The organism is Streptomyces sp. NRRL S-495 (genome assembly GCF_000966955.1).
Lineage (GTDB): Bacteria > Actinomycetota > Actinomycetes > Streptomycetales > Streptomycetaceae > Kitasatospora > Kitasatospora purpeofusca.
Genome location: NZ_JZWY01000091.1, coordinates 1 through 17110 on the forward strand (window position 1 = coordinate 1; position 17110 = coordinate 17110).

The window sequence follows — 17110 nt, forward strand, 5'->3', positions numbered from 1 at the left end:
ACCGCTACCGCTGTGAGCAGGACGAACGAAGGCCCTCGTTAGAATTCTAACGAGGGCCTTCGTCGTGCCGGTCTCAGTTTTGGTCTCAGTCGCCGACCGTAGAGCCAAAAGCAGCGGACAGCCGGATGGTGCCACGAGTACGTTCAGCGTCATGGCTGGATTCGATGGAACGGTTGCCGTCAAGGGCCCGCTGGCGCTCGAATGCCCGGACTGCGACCGCCCGACCATGTGCGAAGTGCTAGGGCAAGGCGTAGAGGGCGCTGAATCGCTGGACGCCGGCGAGGACATCATCATCCGTCTTGTGATGGTGGGCTGCAGCGAGTGCACCCGCATCACCGTGCTGGAGAGCGTGGAACTTAGACCAGACGAGTGGAGCGAGCTCTACCGGGTGTGGCCTGCCCAGTTTCGCGACTTGTCCCCAGAGATCCCCAGCGATGTCCGAGGAGCACTGGAGGAGGCACGTAGCTGCTTCCTCCGAGCACGGGCATACTCGGCAACCGTCGTCATGACCCGCCGCGCCGTCGAGCTCGCATGCAAAGCCGAAAGGGCCACCGGGCGCGACCTCCGCCAAAAGCTCCTTGCTCTCAAGGCCGCCCAGAAGATCGAAGGGCGCCTGTTCGACTGGGCTGACGACCTTCGCATGCTGGGGAACGAGGGTGCCCACGGCGACCAATCGTCCCGGCAGGACGCCGAGGATGCGCTGTCGTTTGCCGAGGCACTGTTCGATTACATGTTCGTCCTTGCCGACAAGTACGAGCAGTTCAAGGAGCGCAGGGCGAGGAAGTGAGTAGGTTCAGCCCTCCGCAGGCCCCTCCTTGGCCACCTCCCAGATGAGACCGCCGATCTGCATTGCCACGTCCCGCCGGATCCGGGCCGTCACGTGCTGGTACCGATGCGTCATCGCGGTGCTGGACCACCCCATAATGTCCATCACGATCCGCTCGGGGACGCCGAGCAGGAGAAGGATCGTCCCAGCGGTGTGACGAGCGTCATGCAGGCGACCGTCCCGAATCCCGGCGGCGGCGAGCAGCTCCTTCCACCGGTCCCAGTCCGTTCGGGGGATGAGCGGGTGGCCGGTCTCAGAGGCAAAGACCCATCCACCTTCCACCCACTCCTGACGGGCGGCCAGCCGCTCGCGGTCCTGCTCCTCCTTGTGGAGCCTGAGCAGCTTCACCAGCTGATCCGGAAGGCCGATCAGCCGCTTACCCGCCCGCGACTTCGTGAGAGCGGCATCGGCGTTCGTCTGGACCCGCTCCGGGCACCGGCCGGCGTGCTTCCGCCCGCACGGGGTCGTACAGCCGTGCCGGTACTTCGGTCGCTGCCGGGCCTGCCGCACCCGCAGACTGCCCCGCTCCAGATCGATGTCCCGCCACTGGAGCCCCAGCGCCTCCCCCTGCCGCAGGCCGAGCGCCAGCGCGATCGCCCACCGGCCGCTGTTCCGGTTCTTCCCCGACTCCAGGAGGAGCGCCTGCACCTCCTCAACCTCGTACGGCTCAACCTCCTCTTCCTCCACCTTGGGCGCGACCGCCAGCGACGCAACGTTCCGGGTGAGGTGCCCCCGCCGGATCGCCTGGTTCAGCGCCGTCCGGATGGTGCGGTGCGCCTGGTGAGCGGTGGCGGGCTTGCTCCCGCCCTCCTGCATCTTCTTGTAGAGCCGCTCCAAGTGCTCCGGCTCCAACTTCTCCAGCCGGTGAGCGCCGACCCCGGGGATCAAGTGGACGTTCACCGCCACCCGATACCCGGCGAGAGTGTTCGGCCGGACGTGCAGCGCGGCAATGTTCTCCACCCAATGGGTGAGCCAGGCCGCGACGGTCCACTTCTTCCCGGCCTTCTGGACGTTGCCGTCGTCCCGCTTCCTCTCCAGCTCCCGGACCTTCTTGGTCACCTCCGCCCGAGTCTTCCCCCGGACGTGCCGACGGTCCGGCGTGCCGTCGTCCTTGACCCCGACGGTCACGCGGCCGTGCCACTTTCCTTCCTTGTCCTGGTAGATGCTGGATGCGCCGTTCGGCTGACGGGTCGCCAAGGGTGCTGCCTCCTCAGGCTGCGATGGGGGTGGTGTGTTTCCGCATGCGGGTGCGGGTGAACTCGACAACGGCCTCGGCCGGCACACGCCGGGCCCGGCCGATCGGGATGGTCTCGATCTCGCCGCCCTTGATCAGGGCGTACATGGTGGTGCGGCCGATGCTGAGTCGGCGGGCGGCCTCTTCGACGGTGAGTGCCACCAAGGTGGGGTCGTACTCGGTCCGGGCATCGCCCGTGTCGTCAGCCATGCGGAGCCTCCTTCGAGGGACGGCGCTGAAGTCCGGAGGGCCCCGGAGGCCGACAGAACTGACAGAACCTCCCCGAATGGCGTCTGACCTGCACATTTGTCCTTGATCACTGTTCTGACAGAACCGGTAAAAACCTCGACAGAACCTCGCGGGTGGGGGTTTCCGCGCGGGGTGCGGGCCGTGCGGAAACCCGGGCGCGGGGGGTTCTGTCAGAGTTTTAAGTGGTTCTGTCAGAGCGGTGATCTTGGGTGTTTTCGCAGGTCAGGCGGCATTTCGGGGGGTTGTGTCGGTTCTGTCGGCGCCGAGGGGGTTGTCGGTGGGTCAGGGCGTGGGGTGGGTGAGGTGGGGGTGTGCCTGGTAGCGGGGGGAGGGGGGCCGGCCGCCCTTGCCGGAGCGGGGCGGCGGGGCCTGCATCCGGACCCACCCGTGTTCCTCCAGCAGTTCCAGGGCGGGGGCGAGGTCGGCGATGGTGGGGAAGTCGGCGCGGGAGGCGGAGCGGAACAGGTCGCGCTTGGTGAACCCGCCGGGGGCCAGGGGGTTGGTGCGCAGGTGGTCCAGCAGGGTGCGGGCGGCGTCGCGGGCGGGGTCGGCGCCCATGGCGTCGAAGACGTGCAGGGCGTGGATGGTGAAGTAGTCGCCGATGCGGCAGGCGTCGGCCATGGTGGTGGCGGCGATGGGCAGGCGCCATCCGTCGGTGGGGTGGGCGGCGAGGTGGAGCAGGGCGGCGATCCGGGCGACGGCGCCGTCGCGCTTGGCCGCCCACTTGATGATCGGGGCCAGCGTCCCGCCCTTGCCGAGCCTGGATTCGGTGACCTTCTGGTAGGCGAGCATGACGGCGTCGGCCTCGGGGGTGAGCTGGATGATCGCCGGGTCCGTCCAGTCGGCCAGTTCCGTGGTCAGCGCCACCAGGTGCCGGCCGTAGGTGTCGACGACCTCGTCAGAGATCGGGTCGGGTTCGACGTTGCGGGAGCCGACGAGGGAAACGGGGACGGAGTAGAGGTAGCGGGCGAGCAGTCCGCGCCCGTCGGCGCCCTTGACCTTGGCGATCGCCTCCAGGACTTCCGGCTGGATGGCCAGGCCCATCGTGACGGCGGGGCGCTCGACGTGCTGGGAGGGCCGTCCCTGTCGGTTGACGCGGACCCGGTCCCCGGCGTGGCCCTTGAGGAAGATGGTCATGTCCGGCGGCCCGGAGTACAGGCCGGCGATGATGTCGAACACCCCGCCCTCGGGGCTCATGATGGCGATCCGCCCGCCCTGCTCCGCGAGCAGCGTGGCCAGGGACGCTTGGGTGGCGTCGTCGGCGATGAGCTGGGTCTCGGCGGGGACGGTGACGGCCTCGGCCTCCTGGGCGAGGGCGACGGCCTCGGCGGTGGCCTTGGCGGTGGCCTTGGCCCGGTCGTCGGGCTCGGCGTTCGCGGCCTTCGTGGCGGCCCGTTCGGCGGCGGCCTTCAGCAGCCGTTGGGTGGTCTCGGCCTCGGTGCGGCGGATCGCGCTGGCCGCGCAGAGCTGCTTCTCGACGTCCATGAGCGGGCGGGTCATCAGGTCGAACACCGCGCTCTTGCGGTTGCCGGGCGGGAGGGCGACGGCGGTGTAGATGTTCACCGGCTCGTGCCAGCGGCCGCGGATGCGGACCACGACCCGGCCGCCGGCCGCTGCGGCGAGGGAGGCCAGGGCCAGGCACCCGGCGAGGTCGGCGGGGGTCTGTGTCTCCTCCGCGACCGCCTTGACCATGGCGCCGAGCCAGCCGGGCAGGGCGTCCACGGGGAAGGCCGGCAGGGCGCGGGACTCCCCGAGCGCGACCGGCGCGTCCCACGTGTCCGGGCCCGCCGGGGGCTCCGCCTCGTTCTCCCATCCGTCGCGGAACAGCGGGCTCACGTTGTCGTACGGGTCGTCGGGGCGAGGTGCGGGGACGGTCAAGGCTCCTCCAAGGGGGCGTGGTCGGGGTGGTGAGCGGGCCCGTGCGGGGCCGGGGGTGTGTGGGCAGGGCGGGGCCATGGGAGGCCGGAGAAGCGCTGTTCCGGTCTCTCATGGCGGTGCCCGTGGTCAGGCGGCGCGGGAGGTGGTGGCGGCGGCCCGGAACCCGCGCCGGATGGCGTACTCGCATTCGGCGGGCTTGAGGCCGGTCGCCAGCGCGGCGTCCAACAGGGCGTCGTGGGCCAGCTGCTCGTCCAGGGCGCGGGCGTGGACGAGCCGGCCGACGGCGGCGGCGGACGCCCACAGGCGGTTCTTGCGTCCGCCCTCGGTGGTGGCGCGGACCTTGTCCGCCTCCCGGGTCAGGACGGCGCGGGTGTAGGCGTCCTGGTGGTGGATCTGCTCCCGCAGCCGCTCCGGGTCCGGCACGGCGGCCGGTGCGGGCGCGGGGGCGAGGGCGGCGAGCAGGGCGGCCGGGGCAGGCGCGACGGTGGCGGGGTCGGTGCCGGCGGCGAACAGGTAGGCGCCGGCCGTGCCGACGCTGCCCGGGCCGACGAGGTAGCCGCCGGTGCCGCGCACGTCGATCCCGGGCGCGTGCCCACGGGTCTTGCCCACCGAGTTGAGGACCCGGGTCCCGGGCTCGGTGGCGAGCCACAGGTGCCAGCCGCCGGACGGGGTGGCGACGGTGGCCGTCGCCGGGACGGTAAACCCGTGCTCGGCCTCCAGGGCGCGCAGGTCGGCGACGCCGTCCAGTCCGCCCTTGACGTCGAGGTCGACCCCGATCAGGTGCATCGGGTCGCGGCCGCAGGCGATGCCGTAGCCGCTCGCCCACCGGGCGCGCTCGAACATGCGCCGGATCACGGCCGGGTCGGTGGAGGCGTCGTGGACACCGTGGCCGAGCCTGCCGCACTCCGCCCGGCACTGCCCGACCGTCCTGGGCGGGTGCGGGGAGGGCAGCGCGGGCTTCTTGTGCGAGGTGAGCGGGAACACCGCGTGCCCGCGCCCGGCAGCGGCGAGGGCGGCGGTCAGGGCACGCTCCCAGTGTTCGGACACGGGCAGCTCCTCACGGGGCGGGGACTCGGGAAGCGGCACCGCACTGGCCACGGAACCTTCCGTGCTGGCGGGCGGGGTGCCGTGCTGCTGCTCGGCGCAGACCTTGTGCGCGGGCCGGTGCCGGTCGTCACGCAGCGGCGTGGGCAGGCCGCACCAGCGGCACGGGCGCTCGCCGGTGCGGTCGAAGTGCGCGCTGTCGTGCCAGTCCAGGGCGGACACGGCGGCGCTTCAGGCGGCGGTGCGGGTGCGGCGCCAGCGGCGGGCGGCGGTGGCGAGGTCGGTGTCGGGGGTGTGCTGCTGCCAGCCGCCGCCGTTGCGCTTGGCCCGGTACATGGCGGTGTCGGCGGCGCCGAGGGCGGTGTCGAGGGCGCGGTCGGGCAGGTCGGCGACGCGGGCCAGGCCGACGGAGGCGCCGTAGTGCAGGGTGTGGCCGTTCCAGTGGACGGGGCGGGCGAACTGGCCGGTGAGCTGGCCCATGCGCACCGCCGTCCACGCGGCCGGCAGGGGGCGGGCGACGGCGAACTCGTCGCCGCCCAGGCGGGTGGCGATGCCGTGGTCCCCGGCCCAAGCGGTGAGGATGCGGGCGGCGTCGGCGAGGACGGCGTCACCGGCGGCGTGGCCGTGGGTGTCGTTGATCTGCTTGAACCGGTCGAGGTCGACGACGAGGACCCCGGCGTCCGGGTGGTGGAGCAGGCGGGCGGCCGCCACGGTGAAGCCGTCGCGGGTGAGCAGGCCGGTCAGCGGGTCGCGGCGGGCCCGGTCCAGGCGGCGGCGGAGGATCGCCGCGTGGGTGCCCCAGGCGGCGAGGGGCAGCACGGCGGCGGCGAGGGCGGGAAAGTGCTGCGGGGTGAGGCGGGTCAGGTCCATGCTGGTGTCTCCTGATTCGGTGTTCCGGTTCAGGGACCCGGGGCGGCCGGTGTGCTGGCCAGCTGGCGGCCGCCGCCCCGGGCTTGGCGCTGTGTCAGTCCTTGTCGGGGCCGCAGGCGCAGTTCTCGGGGGCGGCGCCCTGGCCGACCTGGCAGGCGCAGTACAGGAGGCCGATCGGGGTCTCGATCGGCTCGCCGCCGGTGCAGCAGTCGCACTCCCCGGGCTGCCAGTCCTCGGTGTCCTCGGGGTCGTACGCGTCGTAGCCGTGGTCGTCGAGGTCGTAGTCGTACACGGGCGTGCCTTTCGGGTCAGGCCGCGAGCGGGAGGCCGGCGGGGACGGCCTGCTGTGCGCCGAGGAGTTGGCCGTAGGCCCAGCTGGCCTGTCGGGGGACGACGCCGTTGCCGAGGATCGTCAGCTCGGCCTTGGGGCCGAGGCCGAGGCCGGTGACGTGGCCGTCGGGCAGGCCCATGAGCCATTCGGTGAACCGGGGCGCCAGGCGCACGCCGCCCCGGGGGCCGAGCATGGTGGGCGCCGGCGCGGGTCGGCCGAGGATGGTTTCCCAACGGCGGATCGCGGGACCGTAGTCGACGCCGTCGCTGGTCACCCACCGCCCGTCCAGGGGGGCCAGGACGTTGACGGCGAACTCGTTGAGCGGCCTGGCGTTGCGGTCCAGGAGGTTGGAAGCACCGGACTTCCAGTCCCGCGCGGCCGGGGTCGGCAGCAGCCTCAGGCGTCGGGGTGCGGGAGCCTGGTCACGGCGGTGCGCAGGTTCATCCCGCCCTTGCGTTTGAGGGAGGTCCCCGGTCCGCCACTGCCGTCCGAACTCGTCGGGGTGGGCATCAGCGGGATGGGCGACGGCGAACCAGCGGTCGCGCTGGTGCGGGGCGCCGACCTCGGGATCACCAGCTCGTACGCATGTCCACCGCGCGTCATACCCGACCTGGGCCAGGTCCCCGGCGACGACGTCCAGCCCCCGCGAGCAGAGCGCCGCCACGTTCTCCAGGAAGACGATTCGCGGTTCAAGGACGCGAACAGCCGCAGCAACGTTCTTCCAGACCCTCGACCACTGGCCACTGATGCCGTCCTTCCGTCCCGCGTTGGAGATGTTCCGGCACGGGAAACCGGCCACGACCGCGTCCGGCCGGTACAGCTCCCGTACCGCGCGCCAGTCGGCGCGGGTGATGTCCCCGAGGTTCGGCACCCCGGGGTGGTGGTGGGCAAAGACGGCAGCGGCGTGGGGGTCGACCTCGGCACCGACGACGACCTGGCCGTCGAGGGCGCCGAGGACGGCCATCTCCAGGCCGCCGTAGCCGGCACACAACGCCGCGACCCGCAGACCCGAAGCGGTGTCAGGCAGCACGACGCACCCGCCCCTCGGGGAACGCCAGGACGGTGGCGAGCGGGGCGTTCTGTTCGGTGGTGGGGGTGGGGGCGCCCTCGCCGCCGTCGGGCGGGGCGGTGTCCGGCCCGACGGTGCGCGTGGCCCGGTTGGCGGCGGACTCGGCGAGCACCTGCCGGACGGCGGCGGAGTCCGTCTTGTCGCCACGGCGGGAGACGAGGTGGGCGACGCCGAGGACGGCGCCGGGGCCGAGGACAACGGCGGCGGTGACGAGGTCAGCAGTGGTGCTCACGGGGTACCTCCGGTGCGGGCGGCGTGGGCGAGCAGGTCGACGAGGTCGGCGCCGAGCAGGGCGGCGCGCTGCTCGATCGCGGTCCAGGACTGCGGGTCGATGTGGAGCAGGGCCGCGAGCGCGGCGGCGGGCCGCTGGTCGGCGGCGGCGGTGAGGGCTTCGCGCAGGTGCACGGCGGCGAGCGGGCGGATCGCGGCCGGGGCGGTGGCGGTCATCACGGGCGCCGGATCAGTGGCTGCTGACGGCGGTCACGACCGCAGCCAGGAAGCTGTTGACGGGCCCGGCGAGGCCGGTGGACGCGGCGGTCAGGCCGGACAGCCAGACGACGAGGGCGGTGCCGGCGCCGACGCGCTTGGTCCACACGAGCACGCCGGTGACGACGCCGGTGATCACGGCAACGGACAGGGTGACGGTCATGAGCTCTCCCGAGGCAGTGAGGCAGTTCGGTGGGGGTTAGTTGGTGCCGGCGCGCCACGTGCGGTCGGCGAGGTTGTAGAGGTGGCGGCCGACGCGGATGCGCTTGCCGACGCCGTTGCAGCGCCGGCAGTGCTTGCCGCGCTTGGGCTTGCCACGGCGGTCGTGGGCGAGCTGGAAGCCGAGGCCGTCGCACTTGCGGCAGTCGCCGAACGGGCTGGCCGCACACAACGCTGCGTAACCGAGCCCGGCGAGCAGGGCGGCGGCGAGCACGGTGAGGATCAGGGGGGTCATGGGTGCCTCCGGGGCGGTTTCCGGGGTGCGCGCAGGTGGCACGCTAGGAGCTAGCGCGCTGATCAGGGCACATGGGGGCCGCTAGCGGGGGTGCTAGGTCTAGCGGGGCGGTCCGCTAGACCTAGCACCCGTTGGGGCCTATCCGGCGTCGCGCTTCTTGTCGCGCTCGGTGACGGACTTGAGGATGTCGGCGCGCGTGATGCCGCGCCGGTTCGCGCCCTTGCCGTCCTCGGCGGTGCCCCACACCTGCCCGGTGGTGATGCCGTAGGGCTTGAGCGCGGTCACCAGCTGGTCCGCCTTCGCCCGCCCCTCCAGCTCGCCCCACGCCCCGTACGCGTCCGGCCGAAGCTCCGCGAGCCGGACGACAATCGTCTCGGACCACACCTTCGGCTCGTCCGGGCCGACGATGGCGAGGATGTCGGCGAGCAGGTCGTAGGCCGGAGCCGCCGACGCCGGGGCGGTGTCCTGCCCGCCGGCGGCGTGACCGGTCAGCAGACCGGACTGCTCCCGGGCCTCCCGGCCGCGCTGGGCGATCGCCTCCGCGTTGGGGGCGTCCACGAACACGCTGCGGATGATCTGGGCGTCCGCGCCCTCGCCGCCGATGTAGTAGGCGATGCCCCGGTCCGCGCGGGTGAACGTCGTCGCTCGCACCCCCCGCTTGTACGCGCTGGTGCCGAGGACCATGTCGTTCTCCGTCTGCCCCATCACCTTGAGGCACAGCCGCAGGATCGCGTTCGCGGAGATGCCGGTGGGCAGGGACTTGGCGTCGGGGCGCTGGGTGGCCAGCAGCAGCACGATGCCGGTGGCGGGGCCGCGCTTGACGAGGTCGGTGCAGATCTCCTCGAACTCGCCCCCGTACTTGGGGTGCTCGAACCAGACCTGGCACTCGTCGACCCCGACGACGATGGGGTGCAGCCTCAGACTCTTGGTGTCGGCGAGCTTGCTGGTGACCTTCGACTCCGGGCAGATGTCCCGGGGCAGGGAGCGGATCGCCTTCGTGCGCCTGCGCAGTTCCTCGCGCAGTTCGCGCAGGTCGGTGATGGCGTACTCGATGTCGTCCTCGTCGTCGCCGGCGCGGTGGCGGTGGCTGACCTTGTCGCCGACCGGGTCGAGGTCACCGGTGCCCTTGAGGTCGTAGGTGTGCAGCTCGGCCCGGGGGTCGAGGGCGGCGATCAGCAGGAGCAGGCGGAGCAGGAACGTCTTGCCCATGCGCGGCACCGCGCCGATCACGCCCGCGATGAACATGAGAGTGACGGTCACCCAGTTGCCGCGCTGGTCGGTCGCGAAGGCGATCGGGTCGAACAGGTCGACGGTGCCCTTGCGGGCGAGCGGCCAGGCGGGCTGCTTGGCGGTGGCCATGTCCTGGTCCCCGACCCACAGCACCATCCGGCCGGGGTGCTCGCCCGGAGCCTGCTCCGGCCACACCGTGCCCAGCGGGCGGCGCAGGCCGGAGGCGAGCTGCCCGCGCTTGCCCATCACGTCGGCCACCTCCACGCCGTGGGGCAGTTCGACGTCGGCGCGCCAGCCGGGGCCGTCGCGCATGATCGGCGCCGGGAAGGTGATGCCCGACCCCTTGGACTTGGCGGAGGTGATCCCGCCGATACCCAGCGACTCCAGCGCCCGGATCACCATGTCCGAGGTGAGCTTGGGCGCCTTCGCCTTCACCACCGCGCGGGTGATCAGCGGCTCGTCCACCGGTGCGCCGGCCACACCGAGCGCCAGCACCACCGCCGAGGCCAGGACGAGCAGCGTTGCGGTGCTGGTCATCACCCACAGCACCACGACCGCCGCCAGGCCGAACACCGAGGCCAGGAGGCTGATCAGGGAGCGGAGGCGGACGCGGTTGTCGCGCTGGCGGCACAGCTTCAGGTACAGCTCGGCGTCCTCCCGCCGGGCCGCGGCCGCCCGCAGCGGCTGGCCCTCGGCGTCCGAGGTCCACCGGCCGAGGAAGGTCATGGTCCGGGCGGCGCCGCGCGGGGATCGGGCGGCGAGCTTCCCGACGTAGAGCGGGGTGCGGACCGCGTGGTAGGCGGTGGTGTGTGCGGCGAGGTGGGCGGCGTAGGCGAGCTGGGTCTTCAGCTCCGCCTTCGACAGCAGCCACGCGGGCAGGATCTTGCGGCGCGTGCCCACCGGCAGCGGCGGGGCGGGCCGGTCGACGTAGACCGACCCGGTGTCCTCGTCGTCGCCCGGGTCGGGATCCTTGGCGAGGGCGGTGGTGGGGCGGCGTTCGGCACGGGCCTTGTCGAGGTCGACCACGCCGAGCCCGTCGGCGGCCATGTCCGCCGACAGCTGCTCGAACAGCTCGTTCTCGGCGTCGTCACCGGGCACCGGGCCCGGGGTGTGGTGGTTCACTGAGTGTTCCTTCCTCACTGCGATGTGGTGCGGGAAAGGACCCGGGACGGCCGGCGCGCCGGCAAGCAGGACGGCCGTCCCGGGACAGTGCTGAACAGGATTGCTGCGCCGGTCAGTTGCCGATGACGGCGGCGAGGGCGGCAGCAGCCTCGGTGAGGGTGATCAGCTCGCCCTTGAGGTGACCGCTGTACATGGCGCTGGCGCGATCGGCGACGTCGGCCGGGGTCGCGGTCGGGTGACCGTTCTCCCACCGGCCGTGGGCGACCAGCTCGCTCGCGGCGTGGCGGGCCATCCGGGCCCGGCTGTCGGCCCGGCGCTTGGCCCGGCGGTCGGCGTTGCGCCTCTGGCGGCGCTGCTCGCTCTCCCACGCGGTCTTCCGGGCGAGGAAGTCGTCGTGGATCGGGTCGCCGACCTCGCAGGGCTGCGTGTTCAGGCACGGCTCGCAGTCGGCGGTGTGCTTGACGGAGACCTGGAACGCGGTCATGTAGGCGATGAACAGCTGGTCGGACACGGTGTTCTCCCTGTCGGAGTCAGGCAGCAAGCAGGTTGGAGTCGGCGCAGGGCAGGCAGGTGCCCAGGTGCGCGGGCAGGACGTAACCGGCATCCGCGCGGCAGATGGGGCAGGTGCGGCGCGCCGCGTTGGCGGCGGCCAGGGCCCGCCGGCGGCCCGGCGTCATCGGCCGCACCGGCTTGGCCAGGGCGAGGCGGTAGAGGTAGGCGGCGCGCGGGTCCTTGGTGAGGCGGGAGCGCCAGAGGAGCTGGGCTGCGACGGGCTGGCCGCCGGGCCGCAGGCCGAGCGTGCGGAGCTGGCGGCGGGTGAGCAGGTCGGGCGGGGCCATGCGCCACGGGTAGGTGGGCATACCGCCGTGCCGCTCACCGGCCGGGTCCCAGAAGCGGGGACCGGCCATGGCCTACTCTCCCGGGTCGTCGGCCGAGGGGACCTCGGCCAGCGAGAGGAGGTGCACGCGGACGCCCTCGTACTCACCGGAGGCGGTGAGCCACACGCTCTGGTGGCAGCGCTCGAAGTCCACGACCGGTTCGAGGTCGAGGGCTTCGCGCCAGTGCTCGAACTTCCCGATCGAGTCGCGCAGGAGCAGGCGCACGCCCCAGCCCTGGGCGCCCGATCCGGTCTCGTACTCGTACACGTCGATCTCGGGCTGCGGCAGCCGCTCGTGCCGGGTCAGCATCATCACCATCGCGTACGCGGCCGCGCTGCGGTCGGGCTCGGTGCTCACGACAGCTCCTCCTCGCCGGTGTCGGCCGGGTCGTAGAAGCCGACCAGCTCGACCGGGACGCCGTACACCGTGCCGGTGACGATGAGCCAGGCCAGGGTGCTGCTCCTGCTGTGCCGGTGGTCGACGTCAGCTGTCGGCAGGCCGAGCGCGGCCCGCCACCGCTCGAAGTGGTCGAGCCCGTTGTGCAGGGACAGGCGCACGCCCCACGCCAGGTCGCCGCCGGACAGGCGGGTTTCCATCAGTTCGGGCGCCGGGGTGGGCAAGGTGCGGTGGGCGGACAGGATGGCCAGCAGGGCGCCGGCGGCGGTGACCTGCGTAGTCGCGAGAGTGCTCATGATGCCTGCTCCTCAGAGGAGTTGACGCTGTCGGCAGAGGCATCGCCCGTGACGGCGGGCTCGGGGTCGGGCACGGCGTGCAGCGCGGGCCGCTCCGCCTCGGCGGCCGGCGTCGCCTGCTCGGCGCGGTCGGCCTTGAGGGCGGCGCGCAGGGTCCGCGCATTGACGGCCGACGTCCGCAGCTCCACCCGGATCCGGTCGGCGGTCAGTTCGGCGTCGGGCCAGTCGGCGGTGGCCGACCGCGCCTCGGCCAGCAGCTCGTCCGCCGTGCGCTTGGGTCGGGCCGTGCGGGCCGACTGCGGGACCGTGCCGGTGGCCCGACGGGCCCGCGCCCGCGCCGGAGCGGTCGGCTTCGGGCTCGGTGCGGTCGGCTCCACCTCGGCGGGCGGGGCGGTCGGCCCGGCGGGCGCGGTGGTCTGCGCCGGGGTGGGTGCGGGGTCGGGCGACCGGTACACCGACGGGTCCGGATCGGCGGCACCGGATTCGTGCAGCTCAGACCCCGACCGATTCGTCATGGTCTGGTCCGACTTGTCGGCCTTGGGCTTGGCGTGCAGCACCTTGGCCACCAGGTCCGAGCCGAAGTAGATCGACCCGACCGGCAGCGACGACGCGAGCAGGACCAGGGCCCAGTGCGCGGGCGCCCACTCCGCCAGTCGGACCCGACTGCCGCCGTGCAGGGTCGGCACGAGTCCGTGCACGTAGTTGAGGACCAGCGACGCGGCCGTGTACCCGGCCAGCACCCGCAATGCGAACCGCCGGTCCGCGTCGGTCAGCACGAGCGCGACGACCAGCGCCAGCGCCATGAGGCCGTCGACCACGAGCGGGTAGACGGTGGCGGCGGTCGGGTCGGCCCCGATCGCCGCCGCGACGTCCCGCAGCGCGTTCCAGGAGACGCGGAAGGCCATGGCGGCCACCGCGAGCAGGCCGGAGATCAGCCAGCCCTTCCCGGCCCGGCTCACCGCGCTTCTCCCGCCGGGGCGGCGAGCAGCGGGCGGGCGGCCTCGCGGGTGATGCGGGCCGCCTCGGCGGCAGCGGCGGCGGCGATCCGGGCAGCCTCGGCAGCGGCGGCCGCGCGGGCGGTCTCCGCCCGGGCCTCGGCCGTCACGCTGCCACCCCCGGCGCCGGCGTTCCGTCGTTGACGGTGAGGCCGATGACGGCGGCGGCCTGCGCGCCGGTGAGTGTGCCGCGCCGGTTCAGGGCGGCGGCGAGGGCCATCACCTGGTCCCACAGGTCGTGCAGCCACACGTCGACGTGGTCGTGCAGGGCCGCGAGGTCCACGGCCGGGTCGTCGCTGACGCCGTAGGTGGGGCCGTCCGGGTGGGCGAGGCGCACGGTCCGCTCGATGACGGCCCGGTCCTGGTCGGCGAGGATCTCGACCACCCACGCGCGGTCCTCGGTCCACAGGTCCGCCTGGCGCAGCCATCGGTCCTGGGCCCGTTCCCCGGCGGCGCCGGCCAGCAGGATGCTGCGTACCGGCTCGGCGGTGTCCGGCTCGTAGTCGACGCGGCCGGCGGGGCCGGGGGCGCCCGGCCCGCGACCGTGGTCGTCGGCGACGGAGACGGAGGTGAGCCGGGCGCCGAGGTGGAGCGCCAGGACCGCGTGGCCGGCCTCGTGCGTGGCGACGGCCTCGCGCAGCAGCGGGTCCGGCAGGTTGAGGATGCGGGAGGCGGTCGTCGGACGGTCCGGCCTCGGCGCGGGCTGGCGTGTGTACAGCCCGAAGTCCCGGTTCCAGTGCCAGGCCGAACGGTTGGTCCTCGTCACGCCGCCACCCCCGACCGCATACGGCGGGCGGCGGTACGCGGGCGGACCAGCGGGACGGGGGCGGTCCGCAGCAGCTCGGCCGCGACCTCCGCCGACTCCGGGTCCGACTCCCACAGCTCCGCCAGCACCTCACGGGCCACGTCCGTACGCGCCCGGTACTCGTTCACGCTCTCACCGGCCACGCCGCCGAACAGCGACCCGAACGGGTCGCTGTCGACGCCGAGCGCCAGCTCAGCGAACTCCAGCGGGGAGCAGGCACGCTGGCCTGCAACAATCGACTTCACGGGTTCACCTCTGAGTAGACGGGTGTGGGCCCGTGAGGGCCGCCGCGCGCCCGGCCAAGGAATGCGCGGCGGCCCACCACGAGCCCGAGAAAGCAGCTACCGGCGCGGATGCGCGGCGTGCTGCACGTGGACGGGGAGGGAGTCGCACCCTCGCCCCCGCAGGGGCCCGCTACGGGCCGTCCGCCTGGTCTGCCTCCGCCTCTCCCCAGACACCTCCCTTCGCGGGGTTCTCGGCGGGACCTATGGAGTTGTCAAGGAACAAGCGCTGCCTTCAGGGGGCTGTCACCCCACCCCTCCGGGCGCGTTTGTGCAGGTCAGAGCAGCCCAAAGAAGGCCCTCCGTATCGCTGCCGTTTCTCTCGGTTGCGACACTCACAACTTAGAGAACCTGCCTAGGCAGGTCAAGAGGGTTGGGTTTCTCGCGTCTGTTGAGCACCTGCCTTAGCATTGGCGCATGGCCCTAGACCCGGATGACTCGCGCCCCCCGTATCAGCAGGTCAGCAGCTCTCTGCGGGCCTCGATCCTCACCAAGAAGCCGGGATACGAGACCGGCGACAAACTTCCTTCCGGCCCTGAACTGGCGAAGCACTTCGGCGTAGCGCGCGGCACTGTCGACAAGGCACTGGATCTGCTCCGCACCGAGGGGCTGATCGTGACCCGGCAGGGCAGCGGCTCATTCGTCCGGGAGCGCACCTCTCGGCCGGTCGGACTCCGGCCCCACCTCGAAGCCGCCTTCGAGCAGCAGCAAGTCACCCTGGACTTCGCAGGGTTCTCCAGCGAGACACTGCACAACGCCATGCAGGAACCGCTGGACAAAATCCGCTCTGGGCGGCTCACCCCCGAGTCCATCACCGTGCGCCTGCTGCTGCCAGACACCACGGAGCCGATGGCCGTCCCCGTGCTGGTCGACGGACTCAAGGACGAGGTGGCGCTTCGCGAGCGGGCCCGGAACATCGCTCTGACCAACGCCGGCGGCATCGCCCACTCGGTCGAGGTTTTGGCAGAGCTGGGGCTCGTCCAGTCGGCGAGCGTCCAGGTCAAGGTGCACCGGGCGTCCAGCCTGTTCAAGCTGTACATCCTGAACCGGTCGGAGGCCTTCTTCGGCTTCTATCCGCTCCGTGAGCGGACCATCCCGGTAAGCGGCACGGATCACACGTTCTACGACGTGACCGGCAAGGACACCACCCTGTTCCACCATGCCGCTGGCCCTGATGACGCCTCGCTCGGATCGCAGTACGTCCAGCAGGCCCAGATGTGGTTCGACAGCGTCTGGTCCACCATTGCCTACGAGCGTCAGCCATGAGCACCACGCCGCAGGCCCTCGCGGACGTGCTCCGGCCGGTGAAGCACGTGTTGCTCGACTTCGACGGCCCGGTGTGTTCCGTGTTCGCAGGGCTGCCAGCCCCAGAGGTAGCCGACCGACTCCGCGCGGGCCTGCTCGCCAACGGCGAGCAGGCCCCGGCCGGGGCCGAGACGGAGACCGACCCGCTCGCACTGCTCCGCCTGGTCTCGGAGACCCGCCCGGACCTCACCGCCAGCCTGGATGACGAACTGGCCGCCCTAGAGACCGAAGCTGCCAGGATCGGCCGACCGAACCCGGGCGGCGAATCGGTTCTGCGGGCCTGCACCCGCTCGGGCCGGTCCGTCTCTGTGGTCAGCAACAACGCGGGCGTGGCAATTGAGACCTACCTGGTCGATCACGGTCTTAGTGACTACGTGAACCACGTCTTTGGCCGAATCCCGGGCGATCCATCGTCCATGAAGCCAAGCCCTCGCCTCCTCCTGGACGCCTTGGAAGCCGCAGGCGTCGGGCCCGAGGACTGCGTCTTCATTGGCGACGCCGCCCGGGACGTTGAGGCCGGCCATGCCGCCGGGGTGCCAACCATCGGCTACGCGAATAAGCCAGGGAAGGATGCCAAGCTAGCCGCCGCTGGCGCCGTAGCAATCGTTGACTCGATGGAGGTTGTTGCCACAGCGCTCCGCGAAACGATCACTGGGTTCATCCTCCGCGCGGAGCCCTGAATACACCGGTCATGGCCAGAAACACAACCCCCACTTTTGGGGCCCAGTACTTGTGGTCTACCCCGACCCGCACCAGAGCGCGGACGCTAGGCTTCTGACCGTCAGGTTCTCCTAGCTCCCTCGTCGCGGGTCAACACGGCCCGTATTGCACCCCGGTGGGGTAGCACCCCACCGGGGCCGAGCAGGAGGGTTGTGACATGGCAGGTAGGTCACGAAGGCCAGGCAAGCGGATCGACAGTCCGGATTGGTGGATGGTCGGTATCAGCGCGCTCGGGCTAGTGGTCTCGATCGCCGAGTTGGCGGGACGGCTCATCCAATAGGCATGAGCAGAGGCACGGACGACAACGGCATGGGCAGCGAGAAGCCCGGCCGGTAGGTGATCGGCCGGGCTTCTTTACCCCGCGCACTGGGCTCGGCCCTGGCAGCCACCAGGGTCGAGCCTCTGGCATGTGCGAAGCTCGCGAACCTTGCCCCACGTGGGGCGAAGTCTTACCACGACTGTAGCCGACAACGACGCCAAACGGACTTGCGTAAGAGATGGTGTCCGGCGGATGGTGGTCTCAGTTCTGGTCTCATTCACCCCCGTTCGCTGGGGTTCACCGCACCCCAGCGACGTCCGCCCCACCAGGGGTCGGAACCCCTGCGAACCCCGGCGGACACGGCTGCACAGACCTCGAAAGC

23 protein-coding genes are annotated in these 17110 nt (G+C 72.0%); 3 read left to right on the forward strand and 20 right to left on the reverse strand.

What is annotated here, in order from left to right; genetic code table 11:
* Window positions 1–151 precede the first annotated feature (151 nt).
* Window positions 152–787 carry a DUF4145 domain-containing protein gene (locus VR45_RS06730; protein ID WP_045938752.1) on the forward strand — a complete coding sequence of 212 codons (636 nt, stop codon included), beginning with the start codon at window positions 152–154 and terminating at the stop codon, window positions 785–787.
* 6 nt (window positions 788–793) lie between these two features.
* On the opposite strand, the gene VR45_RS06735 is transcribed toward VR45_RS06730, so the two are convergent.
* The 20 genes from VR45_RS06735 to VR45_RS06825 all read right to left on the reverse strand — a co-directional run bounded on the left by VR45_RS06735 (window position 794) and on the right by VR45_RS06825 (window position 14408).
* Window positions 794–2023, reverse strand: coding sequence for a tyrosine-type recombinase/integrase (locus VR45_RS06735; protein ID WP_045938753.1), 1230 nt, complete (start codon window positions 2021–2023; stop codon window positions 794–796).
* A gap of 13 nt (window positions 2024–2036) precedes the next feature.
* On the reverse strand, window positions 2037–2270 hold the full coding sequence (locus tag VR45_RS06740; RefSeq protein ID WP_045938754.1) for a helix-turn-helix domain-containing protein: 234 nt from the start codon (window positions 2268–2270) through the stop codon (window positions 2037–2039).
* 321 nt (window positions 2271–2591) lie between these two features.
* The gene (locus tag VR45_RS06745) at window positions 2592–4187 is read right to left on the reverse strand and encodes a YfjI family protein (protein WP_353612666.1); all 1596 of its coding nucleotides are present in this window, start codon (window positions 4185–4187) and stop codon (window positions 2592–2594) included.
* Window positions 4188–4313: 126 nt separating this feature from the next.
* A complete protein-coding gene (locus tag VR45_RS06750) occupies window positions 4314–5453 on the reverse strand; it encodes a bifunctional DNA primase/polymerase (protein ID WP_052708886.1) in 1140 nt (379 codons plus the stop codon).
* A gap of 9 nt (window positions 5454–5462) precedes the next feature.
* Window positions 5463–6101, reverse strand: a complete 639-nt coding sequence (locus tag VR45_RS06755) for a GGDEF domain-containing protein (protein WP_052708887.1) — start codon at window positions 6099–6101, stop codon at window positions 5463–5465.
* A gap of 94 nt (window positions 6102–6195) precedes the next feature.
* Complete coding sequence (locus VR45_RS06760; protein WP_045938755.1) at window positions 6196–6393, reverse strand: hypothetical protein; 198 nt, start codon at window positions 6391–6393, stop codon at window positions 6196–6198.
* A gap of 16 nt (window positions 6394–6409) precedes the next feature.
* Window positions 6410–7462 (reverse strand): DNA cytosine methyltransferase, encoded by a 1053-nt coding sequence (locus VR45_RS06765; protein WP_052708888.1) that lies wholly within the window; start codon window positions 7460–7462, stop codon window positions 6410–6412.
* The gene (locus tag VR45_RS06770; RefSeq protein ID WP_045938756.1) at window positions 7452–7733 is read right to left on the reverse strand and encodes a hypothetical protein; all 282 of its coding nucleotides are present in this window, start codon (window positions 7731–7733) and stop codon (window positions 7452–7454) included. Before VR45_RS06770 ends, VR45_RS06765 begins: the two co-directional genes overlap by 11 nt.
* Window positions 7730–7948: a hypothetical protein gene (locus VR45_RS06775; protein ID WP_045938757.1), complete on the reverse strand. Its 219-nt coding sequence runs from the start codon at window positions 7946–7948 to the stop codon at window positions 7730–7732. Before VR45_RS06775 ends, VR45_RS06770 begins: the two co-directional genes overlap by 4 nt.
* 13 nt (window positions 7949–7961) lie before the next feature.
* A complete protein-coding gene (locus VR45_RS06780) occupies window positions 7962–8150 on the reverse strand; it encodes a hypothetical protein (RefSeq protein ID WP_045938758.1) in 189 nt (62 codons plus the stop codon).
* Window positions 8151–8186: 36 nt separating this feature from the next.
* Window positions 8187–8441 (reverse strand): hypothetical protein, encoded by a 255-nt coding sequence (locus VR45_RS06785; protein WP_107084113.1) that lies wholly within the window; start codon window positions 8439–8441, stop codon window positions 8187–8189.
* A gap of 138 nt (window positions 8442–8579) precedes the next feature.
* The gene (locus tag VR45_RS06790; RefSeq protein ID WP_045938772.1) at window positions 8580–10718 is read right to left on the reverse strand and encodes a cell division protein FtsK; all 2139 of its coding nucleotides are present in this window, start codon (window positions 10716–10718) and stop codon (window positions 8580–8582) included.
* Between the two features lie 187 nt (window positions 10719–10905).
* Entirely contained in the window at window positions 10906–11304 is a 399-nt protein-coding gene (locus VR45_RS06795; protein WP_045938759.1) for a hypothetical protein, read from the reverse strand.
* A 19-nt stretch (window positions 11305–11323) separates the two neighbouring features.
* Window positions 11324–11701, reverse strand: coding sequence for an RRQRL motif-containing zinc-binding protein (locus VR45_RS06800; protein ID WP_045938760.1), 378 nt, complete (start codon window positions 11699–11701; stop codon window positions 11324–11326).
* A 3-nt stretch (window positions 11702–11704) separates the two neighbouring features.
* Window positions 11705–12028 (reverse strand): hypothetical protein, encoded by a 324-nt coding sequence (locus tag VR45_RS06805; RefSeq protein WP_045938761.1) that lies wholly within the window; start codon window positions 12026–12028, stop codon window positions 11705–11707.
* Window positions 12025–12363, reverse strand: a complete 339-nt coding sequence (locus VR45_RS46725; protein WP_045938762.1) for a hypothetical protein — start codon at window positions 12361–12363, stop codon at window positions 12025–12027. Before VR45_RS46725 ends, VR45_RS06805 begins: the two co-directional genes overlap by 4 nt.
* Window positions 12360–13322: a DUF2637 domain-containing protein gene (locus VR45_RS06815; protein WP_063772423.1), complete on the reverse strand. Its 963-nt coding sequence runs from the start codon at window positions 13320–13322 to the stop codon at window positions 12360–12362. The genes VR45_RS46725 and VR45_RS06815 overlap by 4 nt, the downstream gene beginning before the upstream one ends.
* A complete protein-coding gene (locus tag VR45_RS46730) occupies window positions 13319–13468 on the reverse strand; it encodes a hypothetical protein (RefSeq protein WP_159394133.1) in 150 nt (49 codons plus the stop codon). Before VR45_RS46730 ends, VR45_RS06815 begins: the two co-directional genes overlap by 4 nt.
* Window positions 13465–14124 (reverse strand): hypothetical protein, encoded by a 660-nt coding sequence (locus VR45_RS06820; RefSeq protein ID WP_045938763.1) that lies wholly within the window; start codon window positions 14122–14124, stop codon window positions 13465–13467. The genes VR45_RS46730 and VR45_RS06820 overlap by 4 nt, the downstream gene beginning before the upstream one ends.
* Window positions 14121–14408, reverse strand: a complete 288-nt coding sequence (locus tag VR45_RS06825; RefSeq protein ID WP_045938764.1) for a hypothetical protein — start codon at window positions 14406–14408, stop codon at window positions 14121–14123. Before VR45_RS06825 ends, VR45_RS06820 begins: the two co-directional genes overlap by 4 nt.
* A gap of 453 nt (window positions 14409–14861) precedes the next feature.
* Here VR45_RS06825 and VR45_RS06830 point away from each other — a divergent pair, with 453 nt between their 5' ends.
* A complete protein-coding gene (locus VR45_RS06830; RefSeq protein ID WP_045938765.1) occupies window positions 14862–15710 on the forward strand; it encodes a GntR family transcriptional regulator in 849 nt (282 codons plus the stop codon).
* The gene (locus tag VR45_RS06835; protein ID WP_045938766.1) at window positions 15707–16429 is read left to right on the forward strand and encodes an HAD-IA family hydrolase; all 723 of its coding nucleotides are present in this window, start codon (window positions 15707–15709) and stop codon (window positions 16427–16429) included. Before VR45_RS06830 ends, VR45_RS06835 begins: the two co-directional genes overlap by 4 nt.
* Window positions 16430–17110: the final 681 nt, after the last annotated feature.